Below are 20577 nucleotides of genomic sequence, written 5' to 3' on the forward strand. Positions count from 1 at the left end.
CAGTGCCGAACAAGGAGGCACCATGACCAGCCCCACCGGTGACGTCGCCGAGCGGGCCGCCGCCGGCTTCACCGACCAGTACGACGCCTCGGCCGCCGGCCTCTGGGCCGCGCCCGGTCGGGTCAACCTGATCGGCGAGCACACCGACTACAACGACGGGTTCGTGCTGCCGTTCGCGCTTCCCATGCGTACCGTGGTCGCCGCCGACCGGCGGGACGACGAACGCTGGACGGTCTGGTCCGAGCTCTCCGGCGAGACGGTCACCTTCGACGCGGACGACGTGGCCGAGCCCGGCCGGGTGACCGGCTGGGGCGCGTACGTGGCCGGGGTGGTCTGGGCGCTGCGCGACGCGGGCCACGCGGTGCCCGGCGCCCGGCTGGCCATCGCCTCCGACGTGCCGCTGGGTTCCGGGCTCTCCTCGTCGGCCGCGCTCGAGTCCGCCGTGCTCGCCGCCCTGCTCGACCTCGCGGGGCTGGAGCTGCCCGCCGAACGGCAGCCCCGGCTGGCGCAGCGGGCGGAGAACGTCTACGTGGGCGCGCCGACCGGCATCATGGACCAGTCGGCGGTGATCCGCTGCCGCGCCGGGCACGCGCTCTTCCTCGACTGCCGCGACGAGTCCGTGGAGCACATCCCGTTCGACCTGGACGCCGCCGGGCTGACCGTGCTGGTCGTCGACAGCCGCGCGCCGCACCGGCACGCCGATGGTGAGTACGCCGCCCGCCGCCGCTCCTGCGAGGCCGCCGCCAAGGCGCTCGGGGTGCCCGCGCTGCGCGACGTGACCGTCGACGAGCTCGACGCCGCCCTGGCCCGGCTCGACGACGCCGAGACCCGGCGCCGGGTCCGGCACGTGGTCACCGAGGACCAGCGCGTGCTCGACACCGTCGCGCTGTTGCGCGCCGGCCGGGTCCGGGACATCGGCCCGCTGCTCACCGCCTCGCACGTCTCGATGCGCGACGACTTCGAGATCACCGTGCCGGAGATCGACACGGCGGTCGAGGCGGCGCTGTCGGCCGGCGCGTTGGGCGCGCGCATGACGGGCGGCGGATTCGGTGGCTGCGTCCTCGCCCTGGTCGAGACCGACCGAGTCGAAGCGGTAGCCGACGCAGTCAGGCTCGCCTACGCCGAGCGCAACTACCCGGCCCCCACCACGACCCCGGTCCTGCCCTCCCCCGGCGCAACCCGCCTCCCCTAACCCCACCCACCCCACCCCACCACCCCACCCCACCACCCGCGTCCAGCCCGGTGATCAAGAGGTTCGCGTCAGAATCTGCGCGATTTCTGACGCGAACCTCTTGATCAACACGACGTGGGGTGGAGGTTTGAGGGTTAGGCGGCTTCGACGATCATGGCGGCGCCTACCGTGCGGTTGGTGGTCTCGTCGATGATGACGAAGCCGCCCGTCGTACGGTTGCGGCGGTACTCGTCGGCCAGCAGCGGCACCGTCGTGCGCAGCCGGACCCGACCGATCTCGTTGAGCCGCAGCTCGTCCGCCGACTCATCCCGGTGCAGCGAGTTGATGTCCAACCGGTAGTGCAGCCCGCGCACGATCGCCCGTGCCGAACGGGTGGTGTGCTTGATGGCGTACCGGCCACCGACCCGCAGCGGGGCCGTCTCGTCCATCCAGCAGACCATCGCCTCGATGTCCTGGGCGACGGCGGGCGCGTTGTTCGGCCGGCAGATCATGTCGCCCCGGGAGATGTCGATCTCGTCGGCCAGCCGTACCGTCACCGACATGGGCGGGAACGCCTCCGCGACCGGCCCGTCGGCGGTCTCGACGGCGGCGATCCGGCTGGTGAAGCCGGACGGCAGCACCATCACCTCGTCGCCCGGTTTGAGCACACCCGACGCGACCTGACCGGCGTAGCCGCGGTAGTCGGTGACCGTGGTCGACTGCGGACGGATCACGTACTGCACCGGGAACCGGACGTCGACCAGGTTACGGTCACTGGCGATGTGCACCCGCTCCAGGTGGTGCAGCAGCGACGGGCCCTCGTACCACGGCATGTTCTCCGACCGGGCCACGATGTTGTCGCCCCGCAGCGCGGAGATCGGCACCACGGTCAGGTCCGGTACGTCGAGCTTCGCGGCGAACGCGGTGAACTCGTCGGCGATCCGCTCGTAGACCTCCTGCGACCAGTCGACCAGGTCCATCTTGTTGACGCACAACACCAGGTGCGGCACCCGCAGCAGCGAGCAGAGGAACGCGTGCCGGCGGGACTGCTCGACCAGGCCCTTGCGGGCGTCGACCAGGATCAACGCCAGGTCGGCCGTGGAGGCGCCGGTGACCATGTTCCGGGTGTACTGGATGTGCCCGGGAGTGTCCGCGATGATGAACTTGCGCCGGGGCGTGGCGAAGTAGCGGTACGCCACGTCGATGGTGATGCCCTGTTCCCGCTCGGCGCGCAGGCCGTCGGTGAGCAGCGCGAGGTTGGTGTACTCGTCGCCCCGGGCCGCGCTGACCGCCTCCACCGCCTCCAACTGGTCGGTGAAGAGCGACTTGGTGTCGTACAGCAGCCGGCCGATCAGGGTCGACTTGCCGTCGTCCACGCTGCCGGCGGTCGCGAACCGCAGCAGGTCCATCGCCCGCGCCTCGGGCGCGGTCTCGGTGCCGGCGGCCGGGGCCACGATCTCGGTGCTCATCAGAAGTAGCCCTCCCGCTTACGGTCCTCCATGGCGGCCTCGCTGACCCGGTCGTCACCACGGGTCGCGCCCCGCTCGGTGATCCGGGTGGCCGCCACCTCCTCGATGACCTTCTCCACGGTGTCCGCGTCCGAGCGGACCGCCGCGGTGCAGGAGGCGTCGCCGACGGTGCGGTACCGCACCTGGGCCTTGAACCGCTCCTCGCCGGCGCGCGGCCGGAAGAACTCGTTGACCGCGTAGAGCATGCCGTCGCGCTCGATCACCTCACGCTCGTGGGCGTAGTAGATCGACGGCAGCGGGATGCGCTCGCTGGCGATGTAGTGCCAGACGTCCAGCTCGGTCCAGTTGGACAGCGGAAAGACCCGGATCGACTCGCCCGGGTGGTGCCGGCCGTTGTAGAGCGACCACAGCTCCGGGCGCTGGTTCTTCGGGTCCCACTGGCCGAACTCGTCGCGGAAGCTGAACACCCGCTCCTTGGCCCGCGCCTTCTCCTCGTCCCGGCGGGCGCCGCCGAACAGCGCGTCGAAGCGGTGCTTCTCCACCGCGTCGAGCAGCACGGGCGTCTGGATCCGGTTGCGCATGCCGTCGCCGGACTCCCGGACCATGCCGCTGGCGAGGGCCTCCGGCACGCTCGCCACCACGAGCTGCAACCCCAGCTCGGTGACCCGCTGATCGCGGTACTCCAGCACCTCGGGGAAGTTGTGGCCGGTGTCGACGTGCATGACGGGGAAGGGGATGTTGGCCGGAGCGAACGCCTTCTGCGCCAACCGCAGCATGACGATCGAGTCCTTGCCGCCGGAGAAGAGCAGCACCGGACGTTCCATCTCGGCGACAACCTCACGCATCACGAAGATGCTCTCCGCCTCAAGAGCGTCCAGGTGGGAGACGCGGTAGGCCGCAGGGGAGGTCATGACACTCGCTCGCTCATCCGATTTCCAGACCTTTCCGGTCGGACATGTCAAGAAGTGCGCTCAGGCTACCCGGAATGCCTCTGCAGCGCTGCAAGCAACCGGCTGGCGAGATCCTTGCGACAGACCAGCAGGTCCGGCAGGCGCGGATCCGCCTCGTTGTATCGAAGCGCAGAACCGTCGATCCGGGAAGCGTGCAGTCCGGTGGCCGTCGCCACAGCGACCGGCGCCGCCGAGTCCCACTCGTACTGCCCGCCGGCATGGATGTACGCGTCCACCTCGCCGGTCACCACCGCGGCGATCTTCGCCCCGGCGGAACCCATCGGCACCAGGTGCGCGCCCACATCCTCGGCCAGGTCGGTGAGGAACACCGGCGGTCGACTCCGACTCGCCGCCAGCCGGATCTTGCGCTCGCCGGCGGTCGCCGCCTCGACCGTCATCGGCGGGTACGCCGGCGGATAGTCGGTGCCCAGCACCCGGTGCTGCGCCGGCAACCCCACCGCACCGGCGACCAGCCCGTGCGGGCTCGGCGCGCTCCGCGCCCAGAGCGCCACGTGCACCGCCCAGTCCGAGCGGCCCTCCTCGGCGAACTCCCGGGTGCCGTCCAGCGGATCGATGATCCAGACCCGGTCCGCGGTCAGCCGGGACACCGCTCCCGCGTTCACCTCTGCCGCCCAGGCCAACCGCGAGCCCTCGTCCTCCTCGGAGAGCACCGCGTCCCCCGGCCGCCACCGCGCCAACTCCGTGCGGATCAGGTCGTGCGACACCTTGTCCCCGGCCGACTTCAGCGCCCCGGTGTCCGAGAAGCCCAACTCCGTACGCAGGTCCAGCAGCGCCTGACCGGCCCGGGAGGCCAACCACCGGGCGAACGCCCCGTCGATCATCGGAGGACTGCCCATCTGCCCGCTCCCGTCGCCTCGCCGCGGCCGTGCCCGCACGCACCGATCGGCCGCGACCCGCGTCGCCGGTCACGGCACGCCGAAAGGCGCAGACTACCGGCCCGGCGTTTCCAATCCGGTACGCACCGCCCGACTCAACCCCCGTGATACAGGTTCTGGGTCGGCTCCACGCCCTTGACGATCACCGACTCCACCACGTCGGCAGCCCGGTCCACCAGGAAATCGAGCTCCTTGCGCTCCGCCGCGCCGAAATCCGACAGCACGTAGTCCGCCGGATCCTGCCGCCCCGGCGGGCGACCCACCCCGAACCGCACCCGGACGTAGTCCTTGGTGCCCAACGACTTGGACATCGACCGCAGGCCGTTGTGCCCGCCCTCGCCGCCACCGAACTTGATCCGCACCTGGCCGAACTCGATGTCCAGCTCGTCGTGCACCGCGACCACCTGCGCCGGGGGCACCTTGTAGAACTGCGACAGCGCCGCCACCGGCCCACCGGAGAGGTTCATGTACGTCAGTGGCTTCACCAGCACCAGCTTCGGACCACCGAACCCCAGCCGCCCCTCGGCGACCTCGGCCACCGCCCGCTTGTGCCGACCGAACCGCGCGCCGACACGCCCCGCCAGCAGCTCGGCCACCATGAACCCGACATTGTGCCGGTTCCCGGCGTACTCCCGCCCCGGGTTGCCCAGGCCGACCACCAGCCACGGTCCCGCCTCGTCCGTCACGATCCGCCCCTCAAACGTCTGCGCCGACTCCCGATACACCGACAGGCGCCCCCGAAGCTCGGGGACGCCTGCCAGCAGAGTACGAACCGATCAGGCCTCGGTACGCGCCTCGGTGTTCTCGTCGCCCTCGGCGGCCGGGGCGGAGTCCGCGCCCTCGGAGCCCTCGGTGGTCTCGCCGACCTCGGCCTCGGCCTCGTCGGTGGCCGTCTCGACCTCGGGCAGCGTCGCCTCGAGCTGCTCCGCCGTCGGCGCGGCGGTCACCGAGGCGACCGGCAGCTCCGAGTCGGCGGCCAGCTCCACGCCGGAGGGCAGCTCGACGTCGGCGGCGGTGATCGTGGTGCCCGCCTCGGCGCCCTCGATCGACGCCTCCAGGTGGTCCGGCACCTTGGTGGCGTCGGCGGTCACCGAGAGGGTGTCGTGGTCGTGCACGATCAGGGTGTCCTTCGCGGCCTCACCGGTCAGCTGGACCGGGACCTCGACGGTGACCTTCTCGCCGCGGCGGACCAGCAGCAGGTCCACGTGCTCGAAGGTGTCCTTGATCGGGTCACGCTGGATCGCCTTCGGCAGCGCCAGCACCTGGGTGCCGTCGGTGATGTCGATCGCGAAGAGCTGGTTGGCACCACCCTTGCGGATCGCGGCGGCGAACTCCCGCGACGGCAGCGCGATGTGCTTGGGCTTCTCGCCGTGGCCGTACAGCACGGCGGGCACCTTGCCGGCCCGGCGGGTACGACGGGCACCACCCTTGCCGAACTCGGTGCGGGGCTCGGCGCTGATCTTTACCTCGGACACGGGGAAACTCCTGATGCTTCGCTGCGGCGGCTTGTCGTCTGGCGGTGCTGGGGCGAGGGGCTCGCTGGGGCTCATGCGTCATGAACGACTGCCCGGAGCACCGCGTCGATGACGGTGCCTCCGTGCGGCGCTCTTCAGCGGCCCGCCGGGCACCCTCGCCGTGGCAACCGCACCAGTCTACCCGAGCCAATTCCCAGGTTTCCGGCAGTCCCCGGTCACGGCGCCGGACTGATCCGCCGGCGGTGTTGCCCGCTGGCGGATCAGCCCGTTTCGACCAGTTTGTCAGCTTTGCCCGCCGGACCTGGCCCGGTTCAGCTCAGACCACCGAACAGGGTGGTCACCGAGCCGTCGTCGAACACCTCGCGGATCGCCCGCGCCAGCAGCGGCGCGATCGACAGGACGGTCAACTTGTCGAGCTGCTTCTCGGGCGGCAACGGCAGCGTGTTGGTCACCACGACCTCGCTGATCGGGCTGTTCTTCAACCGCTCCGTGGCGGGGTCGGACAGGAGCGCGTGGGTGGACGCCACCACGATCTCCGCCGCCCCCGACTCCTTGAGGATGTCCGCCGCCTTCGTGATCGTCCCACCCGTGTCGATCATGTCGTCGACGATCAGGCAGACCCGACCCTCCACCTCACCGACCACCCGGTTAGCCACCACCTGGTTCGGCTTCATCGGGTCACGGGTCTTGTGGATGAACGCCAACGGGCAGCCGCCCAGCCGGTCGGTCCACCGCTCGGCCACCCGCACCCGGCCCGAATCCGGCGCCACCACGGTCATCGGCCGACCCGCGTACCTGTGCTCCACGTACTCGGCGAGCACGTCCATCGCGAAGAGGTGATCCACCGGCCCGTCGAAGAAGCCCTGGATCTGCGCGGTGTGCAGGTCGACCGTGAGGATCCGGTTCGCACCGGCGGTCTTCAGCAGGTCCGCCACCAGGCGGGCCGAGATCGGCTCCCGACCACGGTGCTTCTTGTCCTGCCGCGCGTACGGGTAGAACGGCAGCACCACGGTGATCCGCTTCGCCGAACCGCGCTTCAACGCGTCGACCATAATCAGGGTCTCCATGACCCAGGTGTTCACTCCGTGCGTCACGGACTGCACCACGAAGGCGTCCGAACCACGCACCGAATCCTTGAACCGTACGAAGATCTCGCCGTTGGCGAACTCGTACGCGTCAGCCGGCGTCGGTGCCACGCCGAGCACCTCGCCGATCTCCTTGGCCAACTCCGGGAAACCCCGTCCGGAGAAGAGCATCAGGCTCTTGCGGTTTTCGGCGACGATGCTGCCCATGGGCCCGTCTGCTCCCGTTTGTCGGCGGTTCCCGGCCCGGTGGTGGTGGGTCGGGGACTATTCGGTTGCAGTATCTCCCGCGCCGGACGCACCGCCCACCGTCTCGGCCCGCCCGTGCATTGCCTCACTGTCACTTGCGGTCCCGGTCGCCTCCGACGCACCCTTCGCGTCGCCGGATCGCTGCGCACCCTTCGCGTCGCGGGCACGCTGCGCGGCCTCGGCCGCCGCCGTACCGGCCCGCCGCATCACCACCCAGCCCTCGATGTTGCGCTGCCGCGCTCGGGCGACACCCATCGCGCCCGGCGGCACGTCGTCCACGATCACCGAACCGGCCGCCGTGTACGCGCCGTCGCCCACCTCGACCGGCGCCACGAACATGTTGTCCGCGCCGGTCCGGGCGTGGCTGCCGATCACCGTACGGTGCTTGTTGACCCCGTCGTAGTTCACGAAGACCGACGCGGCGCCGATGTTGCTCTGCTCGCCGATCGTCGCGTCACCCACGTAGGTCAGGTGCGGCACCTTCGAGCCCGCCCCGATCTCGGAGTTCTTCACCTCGACGAACGTGCCGACCTTCGCCTTGTCGGCGAGGCGCGCGGCAGGCCGCAGGTACGCGTAGGGCCCGACGCTCGCGCCCGCGCCCACCTCGGCGCCGACCGCGTGGCTGCGCACCACCGACGCGCCCTCGCCGACGATGGTGTCGACCAGCGTGACGTCCGGCCCGACCAGCGCGCCCGCGCCGACCACCGTGGCACCGCGCAGCTGGGTGTTCTGGTCGACCACCGCGTCGCGGTCCAGAGCCACCGTCACGTCGATCCAGGTGGTCACCGGGTCGAGCAGACTCACTCCGGTACGCATCCACGCCTCGTTGACCCGATCGCGCAGCAGCCGGCGCAGCGACGCCAACTCCACCCGGTCGTTGCAGCCCAGCGTCTCGACATGGTCGACGGCCACGTGCACTGCGACCGGCTCGCCGGCCGAGCGGAGCAGGCCGAACACGTCGGTCAGGTACTCCTCGCCCTGGTCGTTGTCCGTGGAGAGCTTGCCCAGGGCGTCACGCAGCCGGACCGCGTCGAAGGCGTAGATGCCGGCGTTGATCTCGCGGATCGCACGCTGCGCCGCGTCGGCGTCGCGCTCCTCGACGATCTGCTCCAGCCGGCCGTCGGCGTCCCGGACGATCCGCCCCAGCCCGGTCGGGTCGGGCACCTCGGCGGCCAGCACGGTGGCCGCCGCGGCGGCCTCCTCGTGCGCGGTCACCAACGCGCCCACCGTCTCCGGGCGCAGCAACGGCACATCTCCGTTGATCACCACGACCGTGCCGGCGCCCTCCGGCACGGCGTCCAACGCGATCCGCACGGCGTGCCCGGTGCCGAGCTGCTCGGCCTGCAGCACGGGCGTGGCGTCGGGGGCGATCTCGGTGAGATGCGCACGAACCTGGTCGGCGCCGTGACCCACCACGACGACGGTCCGGTCGGCGGCCAGCGGCGCTGCCGCGCTCAACACGTGGCCCAGCAGGGTACGACCGAGCAGGGGGTGCAGCACCTTGGGCAGCGTCGACTTCATCCGCTTGCCCTCACCGGCGGCAAGTACGACGACGGTACGAAGGTGGGGCTGGGGCACGACGTGGCTCCCGTCGGGACGGCGGACACTCTCGCGGCCATGCTAACCACGAGGCCCGGCACGGTTCCCTCTTACCCCCAGGAGAACCCAAAGCGGACTTTCAGGGATAGCTCGGCCGCCAGGGTTCGAACCTGAAATACGGGTACCAAAGACCCGGGTGTTGCCAATTACACCACGGCCGATCGCATCGTCAAGAAGGACGACGCGGCAGGATGCGCATCCCGCCGCTACACCTTAACGCCCGACCTCGTCGACGCCAGCACTCATATCCCTCATGATCCCCTCGATCATCCACGACGTTCGGGCACCGCGCCCCCGTCCGCGGCGATGGCGGCCCCCGCTCAGAAGACGTTGGAGACGGTTGCGCCCGATGCCGCGGCGGTTGAAAATCCGCGCGACGGAAAGCTGTTCAACGGGGCGTACGCGAGGCACCTCGACGGCGAGCAGATCGGTCATGACCAGCAGTTTGGTACGGGCGTGCGACGGTTCTTCGAAAGTTCCTCGTGCGATCTACCGGGCCGTAAGTTACGGTGACGTAGGCGTAGGTTAGTGATCTTTTCCCCGTCCCCCCTGCGAGGTGTCATGTCCACCACCGTGCTCGAACCCAACACCACCGGCCCCGGCCCGAAACCGCTCACCGACGGCACCCAGTCCTCCGGGATCCTGGCTGCCCTGTGGGCGTTCGTCGTGATCCCCTTCGTCGCGCTGCTGGTCGCCGTGCCCGTCGCCTGGGGCGGCTGGCTGGGCTGGACGGACGTGATCATCGGCCTGGTCTGGTACGTGGTCTCCGGGCTCGGCATCACGGTGGGTTTCCACCGCTACTTCACGCACGGCTCGTTCAAGGCCAAGCGGTGGCTGCGGGTGACCCTGGCGGTCGCGGGTTCGCTGGCGGTGCAGGGCGAGATCATCCAGTGGGTGGCCGACCACCGGCGGCACCACGCGTTCTCCGATCTGGAGGGTGACCCGCACTCGCCGTGGCGTTTCGGCACGAGCGTCTGGGCGCTGACCCGGGGCCTGTTCCACGCCCACGTGGGCTGGCTGTTCCGCCGCGAGCTGTCCAACCGGGAGCGTTTCGCTCCGGACCTGATCGCCGACCGGGACATCAGCCGGGTGGACCGGCTCTTCCCCGCGCTGGTGGTCATCTCGCTGCTCGGCCCGGCGCTGATCGGGGGCCTGGTGACCTGGTCGTGGCAGGGCGCGCTCACCGCGTTCTTCTGGGCCGGGCTGGTCCGGGTAGGCCTTCTGCACCACGTCACCTGGGCGATCAACTCGGTCTGCCACGTGTACGGCGAGCGTCCGTTCGCGATGCGTCAGGGCGACCGCGCGTCGAACTTCTGGCCGCTGGCGATCCTGTCGTTCGGTGAGAGCTGGCACAACCTGCACCACGCCGACCCGACCAGCGCGCGGCACGGTGTGCTGCGGGGTCAGGTGGACATCTCGGCGCGGGTGATCTGGTTCTTCGAGAAGGTCGGCGCGGCGTCGCAGGTGCGCTGGCCGAAGCCCGAACGCCTCGCGGCCAAGCTCGTGAAGCCGGTCGCACCCCAGTAAACCGGGCGGTGCCACGGCGGGTCGCCTGGCAGGATGGCCGGATGACCGAGCGACGCGGGGGGACCGGACGGCTCGGCGGACGAGGGCCGCGCCCGATCCGGGTACGGTCGCACGGCACGGCAGGGCGGTCGGGGCCGCCCGCCAGTGAGGCGACGACGTGAACGGGCACAGCGGAGACACCATTCCACGGCAGGGCGTGACGGAGCGCCAGCGAGGCGGCGACATGCCCGAGGTGACTGACGAGCCGGCCGGCCGGCGGCCGGCACCGGCCGCGGCGGCGAAACCCAAGTCCACCTCCCGGGTACGGATGTCGGCGGCGCAGCGTAGGGAGCAGTTGATCGCGATCGGCAGGCAGCTGTTCGCCGAGCGCGGTTTCGACGCCACCTCGATCGAGGAGGTGGCGGCCCGCGCCAAGGTCTCCAAGCCGGTGGTCTACGAGCACTTCGGCGGCAAGGAAGGGCTCTACGCGGTCGTGGTCGACCGGGAGGTCCGGGCCCTGCTGGACCGGATCACCACAGCGCTGACGGCGGGGCATCCGCGGGAGTTGTTGGAGCAGGCGGCGATGGCCCTGCTGGGCTACATCGAGGAGGAGACGAGCGGGTTCCGGGTGCTGGTCCGCGAGTCGCCGCTGATGTCCGGCACGGCCACCTTCAGCAGCGTGATGAACGACGTCGCCCACCAGGTCGAGCACATCCTCGGCGCCGAGTTCAAGAGCCGGGGGTACGACCCGAAGCTGGCCGAGCTCTACTCGCAGGCGCTGGTGGGCATGGTCGCGTTGACCGGCCGCTGGTGGCTGGAGGTGCGCAAGCCGCGCAAGGAGACGGTGGCGGCGCACCTGGTCAACATGGCGTGGAACGGGTTGTCGCACCTGGAGGCGAAACCCACGCTGATCACCGCCCGCCGGCACTGACCCCGGTCTCAGCTCCGGTGCGCGTCCGCCACCGGGTGTTTGCGGCGTTCCAACTCCGCCTCGGCGTGCTCCGACGGGCCGACCTTGTCGTAGAGGCCGGTGCCGAGCAGGATCAGACCGAACAGCATCGACACGATCACGGTCGACATCGAGAAGTTGAGGAAGTTCGCGTCGGTCTGCAGCACGGACATCATCAGGATGCTGGTCACCAGGAACACCACCCCGGCGGTGAGGTTCATGTAGTGGCCGAGGTTGGTGCGCCGGGACGCCCCGATGATCAAGACGACTCCGAAGACCACCGAGGCGAGCGAGAAGGCCAGGTTGGTCCGTAGCCCGAGGGCCCAGGTGCTGCTGCGGGCGAAGAGCGGGTCACCGATCGTCTCGGCCACCCCCCAGACGCCGAAGACCAGGATGTACACGCCGATCAGCCCGGAGAGCACCCGGTAGAGCGGCCGTGCCGGATGGTTGACCGGAAAGTGCGGCATACCCGAGACCCCATCCACCTGAGTTCGACCGTTTCAGGAGGATTGTCACCCAGGGCAGACCCGGCTGTCCGAAGAACCAGGAAGCCGGAACGGTCCGCCGAATGGCTGGACCAGGTCAGGTTTTCGCCGGAGCCCGAGCTGCGCAGGGATCAAGCCTGACCGCCCGGAGCAGCTCGGGCTCCGGCGAAAACCCACGGCCGCAACCACGAAAGCGAGCAGAAAGCCTCAGAGAACGAGCCGAGCCTTCTGGAACGCCTCCGCCTCCTCGTCCGTGCCGACCTTGCCGTACATGCCGGCCATGAGCAGCACCAGGGAGGCCGACAGCAGCACCATCACCGTGACGACGCTGAAGTTGAAGAGGTTGGCGTCGGTACGGATGAACGCGAGACCGCCGAGGCCGATCACCATCAGGGCGTACGCGAGCCACTGGTTGACCGCCACGTCGATGTTGCGGCCGAGCGCGGCGCCGACCAGGACGACGAGCCCGAGCAGCACGCTGAGCAGCGAGAAGCCGAGGTTGGTGCCCTGACCGAGGACTCGGGTGTCATCCTGCGCGAGGACCTCGTTGCCGGCGCTCGCGATGATGCCGAGCACACCGAAGACCACCAGGTACAGACCGGTCAGCCCGCCGATCGCCCGGTAGATCGGCCGCGCGGGGTGGTTGATGGGGGTGTGCGCCATGTCTGGGTCTCCAACGCCGTGGGGTGAGGTGTCGCCGATGATTGTCCCGCATGTGCCGGTGTGACGCCGCACACGGCCCCCGCGCCGGCGTGCCCGGGGCAGGTCAGCCCTCGGGCAACTCCTCGGCCAACGTCATCCAGCTCTCCTCGATCCGTTCCCGTTCGGCGCGCAGGTCCTTGAGCTGGGTGTCCAGCTCGGCGACCCGGGCGTAGTCGGTGGCGTCGGCGGCGAGTTGGCCGAGCAGGGTCACCTCGCGCTGGTCGAGCTTGCCCAGTTGCCGTTCGAGGCGGGTGAGCTCCTTGCGGCCCTGGCGTACCTCGGCGGCGGACATGCCGCTCGTGGCCGGGCCGGTGGGCGCGGCGGTCGGGGTGCCGCCCGCCCGGGTGGAGCCGGCCCGCTCGGCGGTCCGGGCGAGGTACTCGTCGACGCCACCGGGCAGGTGCACCAGCCGGCCGTCGCCGAACATCCCGTACGCGGTGTCGGTGACGCGTTCGATCAGGTAGCGGTCGTGGCTGGCCACGATGATCGTGCCCGGCCACGAGTCGAGCAGGTCTTCGAGCGCGGCCAGGGTGTCGGTGTCCAGGTCGTTCGTCGGCTCGTCGAAGAGCAGCACGTTGGGCTCGCCGGCGAGCAGCCGCAGCATCTGCAGACGGCGACGCTCACCGCCGGAGAGGTCGCTGACGGGCGTCCAGAGCCGGCGGTCGTCGAAGCCGAAGACCTCGGCGAGCTGTGCGGCGGAGACCTCACGATCGCCGAGCTGCACGCGCCGGGCGACCTCCTCGACGGCTTCGAGCACCCGCAGGTGGCCGGGCAGCTCGACGAGTTCCTGGGACAGGAACGCCGGGCGGACAGTGGAGCCGGTGGTGAGGCGGCCGCCGTCGGGCCGGGTGATGCCGGCGAGCATTCGCAGCAGCGTGGTCTTACCGGCGCCGTTGGCGCCGAGGATGGCGATCCGGTCACCGGGGCCGATCAGCCAGGTGGCGTCACGCAGAATCTCCTTCGGGCCGGCGTGCAGCTCGACGTCCGTGAGCTCGTACACCTGCTTTCCGAGGCGGGAGACGGCCATGCGCTGCAACGACATGGTGTCGCGGGCCGGCGGCACGTCGGCGATCAGCGCGTTGGCCGCGTCGATGCGGAACTGCGGCTTGGAGGTGCGGGCGGGTGGGCCACGCCGCAGCCAGGCGATCTCCTTACGGAGCAGGTTCTGCCGGCGGGCCTCCACGGCGGCGGCGACGCGTTCCCGCTCCACGCGGGCGAGGGTCCAGGCGGCGAAGCCACCCTCGTACGCGCGGACGGTCTGGTCGGCGACCTCCCAGGTGGTGGTGCAGACTGCGTCCAGGAACCACCGGTCGTGGGTGACCACGACGAGGGCGCCCTTGCGGCCGACCAGGTGCCGGGCCAGCCAGTCGACACCGCCGACGTCGAGGTGGTTGGTGGGCTCGTCGAGGATCAGCAGGTCCGAGTCGCGCACGAGCAGCGCGGCGAGCGCCACCCGCCGCCGTTCGCCACCGGACATCGGGCCGACCGGCTGGTCGAGGCCGAGGTGCGGCATGCCGAGGCCGTCCAGGATGTTGCGGACACCGGCGTCGCCGGCCCACTCGTGCTCGGCGCCCATGCCCTCGCCCAGCCAGGCGGTGCCGAGCACCACGTCCCGGACGGTGGCCTCGGGGGCGAGGGTGAGCTGCTGCGGCAGCCAGAGCACGCGCAGGTCGCGACGGTGGGTGACCCGACCGTCGTCGGGGTCCTCCTGCTTGGTGAGGAGCCGCAGCAGGGTGGACTTGCCGGCGCCGTTGAGGCCGACCACACCGATCCGGTCGGCGTCGTCCAGGCCGAGCGAGACGTCCGTGAGCAGCCGCCCGGCGGCGCCGTACCCCTTGGACACCCGGTCCAGATTGACGATGTTGGCCACGTTCCACCCTTCAAGATCAAGGCGTCCGGGTGCCGGCGGGCACCTCGGGACGCCTGACCCAAGGGTACGCGGACGTCCCGGCCGGCCGCGCCGGCCGGGGAGCACCGTCAGACGACGCGCGCGCCCGCCACCGGGCCGTGTGCGACCCGCGCCTCCCGGCACACGCCGGCGCTGGTCAGCTCGGCGGCGATCCGTTCGGCGTCGGCGGCGTCGGTGGCGAGGAAGACGCAGGTGGGGCCCGAGCCGGAGACGATGCCGGTGAGCGCGCCGGCAGCCTCGCCGGCCTTCAGGGTGTCGGTCAGCGCGGGGCGCATCGCGAGCGCCGCGTCCTGGAGGTCGTTGCCGAGCGTACGGGCGAGAACCCGGGGGTCGCGCTGGCGCAGCGCGCCGAGCAGGGCGTCGGTGCTGCCCAGCGGCGTGCTGGCGGTGCCGGAATCGCGCAGCCGGTCCAGCTCACGGTACGCGGCCGGCGTGGACAGACCGCCGTCGGCGATCGCCACCACCCAGTGCCAGGACATCGGCCGGACCAGTACCGGGCTGACCGCCTCGCCGCGTCCGGTGCCCAGCGCGGTGCCCCCGTAGACGAGAAACGGCACGTCCGAGCCGAGGTCGGCGGCGATCCCGGCCAGCTCGTCGCGGGACAACCCGGTGCCCCAGAGCGTGTCGCAGGCCACCAGCGCGGCGGCCGCGTCGGCGCTGCCACCGGCCAGCCCACCGGCGAGGGGGATCTGCTTGCGCAGGTGCAGACGGGCGTGCGGCAGGACACCGGCGTACCCGGCCAGGGCGTGTGCCGCCCGGATCACCAGGTTGGAGTCGTCCAGGGCAAGCTCACCGGTGCCCTCGCCCTCCATCGTGAGGGCGAGGGTGTCGCCCCGACGGGCGGTCAGCTCGTCGTAGATGGAGATCGCGTGGTAGACGGTGTTCAGCTCGTGGTAACCGTCGCGGCGCAGCGGCCCCACCCCGAGGTGCAGGTTGACCTTCGCGGGCACCCGCACCCGTACCGGGCCGATGGCCCCGCGCCGCTCGTCCTCGTCGTCCGGTCGCCAGGCCTCGGTCACGGGGCGAGGTCCCGCACGCGCAGGCGGATGTCGAACGGCTTGGCCACGATCAGCTCCTCGGCGTCCTGGGCGGGCACGGCGCCAGCCTACTTCGCGGCCGGCGTACCGGCCGGAGCCGACGCGGCGATGGCCGCGAACTGCTCCACGGTCAGCGACTCGCCGCGGGCGCCCGGGTCGACGCCGGCGGCGGTGAGGGCGGCCTCGGCCCGGTCCGGGCCGCCGGCCCAGCCGGCGAGCGCCGCGCGCAGGGTCTTGCGGCGTTGCGCGAACGCCGCGTCCACCACGGCGAAGACCCGCTTCCGGGGTACGTCGGGTCGGGGCGGCTCGTGACAGGTGAAGGCGACCAGACCGGAGTCGACGTTGGGGACCGGCCAGAACACGTTCGGCGGCACCCGCCCGGCGCTGCGGGCGTCGGCGTACCAGGCGAGCTTGACCGACGGGATGCCGTACACCTTGGAGCCGGGACCGGCGACGAGCCGGTCGGCGACCTCCTTCTGCACCATCACCAGACCGTGCCGCAGGCTGGGCAGCTCGGCGAGCAGGTGCAGCACCACGGGCACGGCGACGTTGTACGGCAGGTTCGCGACCAGCGCCGTCGGCGGCGGACCGCCCAGCTCGGCGGCGGTGACGCGCAGCGCGTCGGCGCGGTGCACGGTGAGTCGGTCGGCGTCCGCTCCGGCGTGCCGCGCGGCGGTCTCCGGTAGCGCGACCGCGAGCGTGGGATCGATCTCCACGGCGTGCACGTGCCCGGCGACCGGCAGCAGTCCCAGGGTGAGCGAGCCGAGGCCGGGGCCGACCTCCAGCGCCACATCGTCGGGCGTCAGGCCGGCGGCGGTGACGATCCGCCGGACGGTGTTCGGGTCGTGCACGAAGTTCTGGCCCAGCTTCTTGGTGGGCGCGACGCCGAGCCGGCTGGCGAGTTCCCGGATCTCCGCCGGGCCGAGCAGGCTCACCACGGGCCGAAGGCCCGGTCGCCGTTGGCGGAGATGGCCGTGCACAGCTCGTCCAGGTCGCTGCCGGTGGTCGCGGCGAGGGCGCGGACGGTCAGCGGGATCAGGTACGACGCGTTCGGCCGGCCCCGGTGCGGCGTCGGGGTGAGGTAGGGGGCGTCGGTCTCCACCAGGATCTGGTCCAGCGGTGTGAGCGCGGCGGCCTCGCGCAGGGCGGTGGCGCTGCCGAAGGTGACGGTGCCGGCGAAGCTGAGCAGGTAGCCCCGGCGCACACACTCGCGGGCGAACTCGGCGTCGCCGGAGAAGCAGTGCAGCACCACCGTCTCCGGTGCGCCCGCGTCGTCGAGAATTCGCAGCACGTCCGCGTGGGCGTCCCGGTCGTGGATGACGAGCGCCTTGCCGTACCGCTTGGCGATGGCGATGTGCGCCCGGAAGCTCTCCTCCTGCGCGGCCCGCCCCTCGTCGCCGGTGCGGAAGAAGTCCATCCCGGTCTCGCCGATCCCCCGGACCCGGTCGCGGGCGGCCAACGACTCGATCTCCCGCAGCGCCTCGTCGAGGTCCGCCAGCCGGGGCGCCTCGTTGGGGTGCAGCGCCACGGTGGTCAGCACGGCCCGATGCCGGTCGGCGATGTCCGCGCCCCAGCGCGAGGACGCGACGTCCACGCCCACCTGGACCAGCCGGTCCACGCCCACCTTGGCGGCCACCGTGATCGCCGTGGCGACCGGGTCGTCGGACGGCCCGCCGCCCGGTACGCCGGCCTCGCTGACGGTGATGTCCAGGTGGGTGTGGCTGTCCAGCACCGGCCGGGGCAGCGGCTCGGGGGCGGGCGGGAACTCTCCGGCCCGCCGGGCGGCACGCTCGCGGCGGGTTTCAGTCGGCTCGCTCATCAGCGACAGCATCACACACCGGCGTCGTCCATCCGCCCGCCACCCGGCGTTCACCTCGACTACGCCGCGCGACTCTACCGTCGCGGCAATGACGGTCACACCTCACGCGAGCGACGCGGCCGGCGAGCGGATCGGCCTGCGGGTGGCGTTCGGCGGGGACGTGTACCCCGCCGAGGAGATCGCCCGGGGCGCCGCGTACGAGCTGTTCAGCGCCGAGGAGGTGGCCGGCTTCGAACGGGCGCCCCGACCGGGCAGCGCCCTGCCGTGGCATCGGTTCGTGCACGTCACCGAGGTGAACGCGGTGCACGGGGCAGTCGAGGCGGCCGAGGAGCCGGAGACGCCGCTGATGCTGCCGGCGCACCGGGAGCACGGTTGGTCGCACGTACACCAGCTCAGCCAGCAGCCGTCCGCGGCGGGTGACCCGGTGGTGGCCGCGGTGCGCGCCTCGGCGGTGGTGCGGCGCGGAACCCGGATGGTGAAGATGCTCTCCGCACGGCAGCTCGCCGGGTACGTGCGGGGCTGGCTGCCGCACGGCTTCTGCTATCGGGAGCACGACGTGGCGCACCTGCGCACGCCGGCGACGACCGCCGTGCTGCGCACCGACGGGGACGTCGGGCGGGACGGATCGGACGTGGCGTACGCGCTGCGCTGGCGGGCGGCCGACCCGGGCGACTACGACGTGCCGGTGGGCGAGGCGCACCGGGGCCTGACCGCGCTCAGCTCCCGGGACCGGGTGGGCCCTTCGGTGCTGGGCACCGGTTTCGCGCCGAGCAACGGCCAGCTCATCCCGGAGTTCGTGACCCGGGACTTCGCCGACCTGCCGATGCCGGCGAACGCGACGCTGCTGGCGTACACCGCCGAGGGGATGGAGGTGGTGCTCTACAGCTACCAGGCCGAGCAGCGCGCGTGGTTGCGGATGGTCGGCCCGCAGTGGCGGCACCTGCTGGCCGCGGTCCCGGGCCTCTCCCCCGACCAGGAGTTCGTGCCGACCGGCGACGCCCCGCGCTCCACCCAGCTCGTCGGCCGCTGCGGCGACACGGAGTACGAGGCGGTGGCCGACCTGCCCGGAGGTTTCCGGGTGCTGGCGATGACCCGGGCGGCCCGCTACCCGGTGGAGGCGGTGGCCCGCCGGCTCCGGTTCGCCACCTGGCGGGGCGTGCCGTGCCTGGTGCTGCGCGAGGAGGCCGGCTGGCTGCGGTTACGGCTGCGCCACCCCGACCCGGAGGCGGTGGTCAACACCGGCGCGCAGTGCCACGACCGGGGCGTCTACGAGACCTGGGCGCCGGGCGTCGAGGTCACCGAGGACCAGGTCATGGACACCCGGTACGCGCTCTGACGACACGCGGCGGCCGGACGTGCCGCCGCGTGCCGCCAAACGCTCAGCCGACCAGGCGGGCCAGTTCCTCGTCGACGATCGACGGGTCGAGCTTGCGGAACACCGGCGTCGGCGCGGTCAGCGGCCGGCCGGTCTCGATCGGCACCGACTCCCAGCGCGCGCCCACCGTGTAGTCCCCGGTGAGCACCGGGTACGACGGACCCCCGTCCAGGTCGTCGACCTGCTCGATGACGGGCATCGGCGCGTGTACGTCGGTGCCGCCGAGCAGCTCGTACACCTTCTGCGCGGAGTGCGGCAGGAACGGGGTGAGCAGCGTGTTGGCGTCGCTGACCACCTGGAGGGCGACGTGCAGGATGGTGCCCTGGCGGGGCTTGTCGGCCTCGGCCTTGAGCTTCCACGGCGCCTGCTCGGAGAGGTACTTGTTCGCCTCGGCGACCACCCGCATGGCCTCACCGATGGCCTGCTTCTGCCGGTGCCGGCCAATCAGGTCACCGACCGTGTCGAAGCCGGTCCGGGCGACGGCGAGCAGCGCCTCGTCGGCCTCCGTGAGCCCGGCCGGGTCGACCGGCGGGATGGCCCCGAAGTTCTTCGCCGCCATCGAGACGCACCGGTTGACCAGGTTGCCCCAGCCGGCGACCAGCTCGTCGTTGTTGCGGCGCAGGAACTCCGCCCAGGTGAAGTCGGTGTCGTTACTCTCCGGGCCGGCGGCGGCGATGAAGTAGCGCAGCGCGTCGGCGTCGTAGCGCTCCAGGAAGTCCCGGACGTAGATGACCACCTTGCGGGACGAGGAGAACTTGCGCCCCTCCATGGTCAGGTACTCGCTGGAGACCACCTCGGTGGGCAGGTTCAGCCGGCCCAGCTCGCCCGGCTCACCGTCGCGGGAGCCCGCACCGGAGTAGCCGGAGAGCAGCGCCGGCCAGATCACCGAGTGGAAGACGATGTTGTCCTTGCCCATGAAGTAGTAGGACTGGGAGTCCTTCCCCTGGCCGTCGGCGGACCACCACTTCCGCCACGCCTCCGGGTCGCCGGAGCGGCGGGCCCACTCGATCGAGGCCGACAGGTAGCCGATCACCGCGTCGAACCAGACGTAGATCCGCTTGTCGGGGCGGTCGCGCCAGTCGTCGAGCGGGATCGGCACACCCCACTCCAGGTCGCGGGTGATCGCCCGGGGCTGGAGGTCGTCGAGCAGGTTGCGGGAGAACCGCAGCACGTTGGGCCGCCACCCCTGGCGGGTGTCCAGCCACTGCCGCAGCACGTCGGCCAGGGCGGGCAGGTCCAGGAAGAAGTGCTCGGTCTCGACGAACTTCGGGGTCTCGCCGTTGATCCGCGACTTCGGGTCGATCAGGTCGATCGGGTCGAGCTGGTTGCCGCAGTTGTCGCACTGGTCGCCGCGGGCGCTGTCGTAGCCGCAGATCGGGCAGGTGCCCTCGATGTACCGGTCGGGCAGGGTGCGCCCGGTGGACGGCGAGATCGCGCCCATGGTCGTCTTGGGCACGATGTAGCCGTTGCGGTACATCCCCTCGAACAACTCCTGCACCACGGCGTAGTGGTTGCGGGTGGTGGTGCGGGTGAACAGGTCGTAGGAGAGGCCGAGGCCGTGCAGGTCCTCCACGATCACCCTGTTGTACCGGTCGGCCAGTTCGCGCGGGGTGACTCCGTCGGCGTCGGCCTGCACCTGGATGGGGGTGCCGTGCTCGTCGGTGCCGGAGACCATGAGCACGTCGTGGCCGGCCATCCGCATGTACCGGGCGAAGACGTCGGAGGGAACGCCGAAACCGGAGACGTGGCCGATGTGGCGGGGGCCGTTGGCGTACGGCCAGGCCACTGCCGCGAGAACGTGACTCATGAGCAGCAAGCCTAGTGACCCGTCCAGCGGGCCCGCGAACCAATAGGGGGTGACGGGTCGACGGACCGGGCTGAACCCCTCGACCTTTGGTCCGATT

Annotated in this window: 19 protein-coding genes and 1 tRNA gene; 4 read left to right on the plus strand and 16 right to left on the minus strand. The window is 71.4% G+C overall.

Going from position 1 to position 20577, the window contains the following annotated elements; genetic code table 11:
* Positions 1–22 precede the first annotated feature (22 nt).
* Positions 23–1192, plus strand: coding sequence for a galactokinase (galK, locus tag ACIBTX_RS00760; protein WP_363661268.1), 1170 nt, complete (start codon positions 23–25; stop codon positions 1190–1192).
* Between the two features lie 134 nt (positions 1193–1326).
* Here galK and ACIBTX_RS00765 read toward each other — a convergent pair whose 3' ends face one another.
* The 9 genes from ACIBTX_RS00765 to ACIBTX_RS00805 form a co-directional block, all read right to left on the minus strand.
* A complete protein-coding gene (locus tag ACIBTX_RS00765; protein ID WP_357124588.1) occupies positions 1327–2640 on the minus strand; it encodes a GTP-binding protein in 1314 nt (437 codons plus the stop codon).
* The gene (gene cysD, locus ACIBTX_RS00770) at positions 2640–3551 is read right to left on the minus strand and encodes a sulfate adenylyltransferase subunit CysD (protein WP_357124584.1); all 912 of its coding nucleotides are present in this window, start codon (positions 3549–3551) and stop codon (positions 2640–2642) included. Before cysD ends, ACIBTX_RS00765 begins: the two co-directional genes overlap by 1 nt.
* A 65-nt stretch (positions 3552–3616) precedes the next feature.
* Positions 3617–4447, minus strand: a complete 831-nt coding sequence (locus tag ACIBTX_RS00775; protein WP_357124581.1) for an inositol monophosphatase family protein — start codon at positions 4445–4447, stop codon at positions 3617–3619.
* A 134-nt stretch (positions 4448–4581) separates the two neighbouring features.
* Positions 4582–5172, minus strand: coding sequence for an aminoacyl-tRNA hydrolase (gene pth / locus ACIBTX_RS00780; protein WP_357124578.1), 591 nt, complete (start codon positions 5170–5172; stop codon positions 4582–4584).
* A 90-nt stretch (positions 5173–5262) separates the two neighbouring features.
* Entirely contained in the window at positions 5263–5961 is a 699-nt protein-coding gene (locus ACIBTX_RS00785) for a 50S ribosomal protein L25/general stress protein Ctc (RefSeq protein WP_357124575.1), read from the minus strand.
* A 311-nt stretch (positions 5962–6272) separates the two neighbouring features.
* Positions 6273–7253: a ribose-phosphate diphosphokinase gene (locus ACIBTX_RS00790; protein ID WP_355048964.1), complete on the minus strand. Its 981-nt coding sequence runs from the start codon at positions 7251–7253 to the stop codon at positions 6273–6275.
* A 57-nt stretch (positions 7254–7310) separates the two neighbouring features.
* Positions 7311–8870 (minus strand): bifunctional UDP-N-acetylglucosamine diphosphorylase/glucosamine-1-phosphate N-acetyltransferase GlmU, encoded by a 1560-nt coding sequence (gene glmU, locus ACIBTX_RS00795; protein ID WP_357171844.1) that lies wholly within the window; start codon positions 8868–8870, stop codon positions 7311–7313.
* A gap of 110 nt (positions 8871–8980) precedes the next feature.
* Positions 8981–9052: transfer RNA gene (locus ACIBTX_RS00800), tRNA-Gln, on the minus strand.
* 52 nt (positions 9053–9104) lie between these two features.
* Positions 9105–9326, minus strand: coding sequence for a hypothetical protein (locus tag ACIBTX_RS00805; RefSeq protein WP_357171845.1), 222 nt, complete (start codon positions 9324–9326; stop codon positions 9105–9107).
* Between the two features lie 126 nt (positions 9327–9452).
* On the opposite strand from ACIBTX_RS00805, the gene ACIBTX_RS00810 reads away from it, so the two are divergent.
* Both ACIBTX_RS00810 and ACIBTX_RS00815 read left to right on the plus strand, forming a co-directional pair.
* Positions 9453–10418: an acyl-CoA desaturase gene (locus ACIBTX_RS00810; RefSeq protein ID WP_357124565.1), complete on the plus strand. Its 966-nt coding sequence runs from the start codon at positions 9453–9455 to the stop codon at positions 10416–10418.
* A 223-nt stretch (positions 10419–10641) separates the two neighbouring features.
* Positions 10642–11328 carry a TetR/AcrR family transcriptional regulator gene (locus tag ACIBTX_RS00815; RefSeq protein WP_357124562.1) on the plus strand — a complete coding sequence of 229 codons (687 nt, stop codon included), beginning with the start codon at positions 10642–10644 and terminating at the stop codon, positions 11326–11328.
* A gap of 8 nt (positions 11329–11336) precedes the next feature.
* Here the strand turns inward: ACIBTX_RS00815 and ACIBTX_RS00820 are convergent, their stop codons facing one another.
* The 6 genes from ACIBTX_RS00820 to ACIBTX_RS00845 form a co-directional block, all read right to left on the minus strand.
* Positions 11337–11813, minus strand: coding sequence for a DUF4383 domain-containing protein (locus ACIBTX_RS00820; protein ID WP_357124559.1), 477 nt, complete (start codon positions 11811–11813; stop codon positions 11337–11339).
* A 225-nt stretch (positions 11814–12038) separates the two neighbouring features.
* Positions 12039–12494 carry a DUF4383 domain-containing protein gene (locus ACIBTX_RS00825; protein WP_357124556.1) on the minus strand — a complete coding sequence of 152 codons (456 nt, stop codon included), beginning with the start codon at positions 12492–12494 and terminating at the stop codon, positions 12039–12041.
* A 103-nt stretch (positions 12495–12597) separates the two neighbouring features.
* Positions 12598–14403 (minus strand): ABC-F family ATP-binding cassette domain-containing protein, encoded by a 1806-nt coding sequence (locus ACIBTX_RS00830; RefSeq protein ID WP_357124553.1) that lies wholly within the window; start codon positions 14401–14403, stop codon positions 12598–12600.
* A gap of 107 nt (positions 14404–14510) precedes the next feature.
* Positions 14511–15461 (minus strand): 4-(cytidine 5'-diphospho)-2-C-methyl-D-erythritol kinase, encoded by a 951-nt coding sequence (locus ACIBTX_RS00835; protein ID WP_357124550.1) that lies wholly within the window; start codon positions 15459–15461, stop codon positions 14511–14513.
* An 86-nt stretch (positions 15462–15547) separates the two neighbouring features.
* Positions 15548–16417 (minus strand): 16S rRNA (adenine(1518)-N(6)/adenine(1519)-N(6))-dimethyltransferase RsmA, encoded by an 870-nt coding sequence (gene rsmA, locus ACIBTX_RS00840; RefSeq protein ID WP_357396391.1) that lies wholly within the window; start codon positions 16415–16417, stop codon positions 15548–15550.
* Complete coding sequence (locus ACIBTX_RS00845; RefSeq protein ID WP_396831788.1) at positions 16411–17310, minus strand: TatD family hydrolase; 900 nt, start codon at positions 17308–17310, stop codon at positions 16411–16413. The genes rsmA and ACIBTX_RS00845 overlap by 7 nt, the downstream gene beginning before the upstream one ends.
* Positions 17311–17386: 76 nt before the next feature.
* On the opposite strand from ACIBTX_RS00845, the gene ACIBTX_RS00850 reads away from it, so the two are divergent.
* The gene (locus ACIBTX_RS00850; RefSeq protein WP_396831790.1) at positions 17387–18634 is read left to right on the plus strand and encodes a hypothetical protein; all 1248 of its coding nucleotides are present in this window, start codon (positions 17387–17389) and stop codon (positions 18632–18634) included.
* 43 nt (positions 18635–18677) lie between these two features.
* Here ACIBTX_RS00850 and metG read toward each other — a convergent pair whose 3' ends face one another.
* Positions 18678–20480, minus strand: coding sequence for a methionine--tRNA ligase (metG, locus tag ACIBTX_RS00855; protein ID WP_357124537.1), 1803 nt, complete (start codon positions 20478–20480; stop codon positions 18678–18680).
* Positions 20481–20577: the final 97 nt, after the last annotated feature.

Origin of the sequence: Micromonospora sp. NPDC049359, assembly GCF_044466585.1 — a bacterium.
Lineage (GTDB): Bacteria > Actinomycetota > Actinomycetes > Mycobacteriales > Micromonosporaceae > Micromonospora.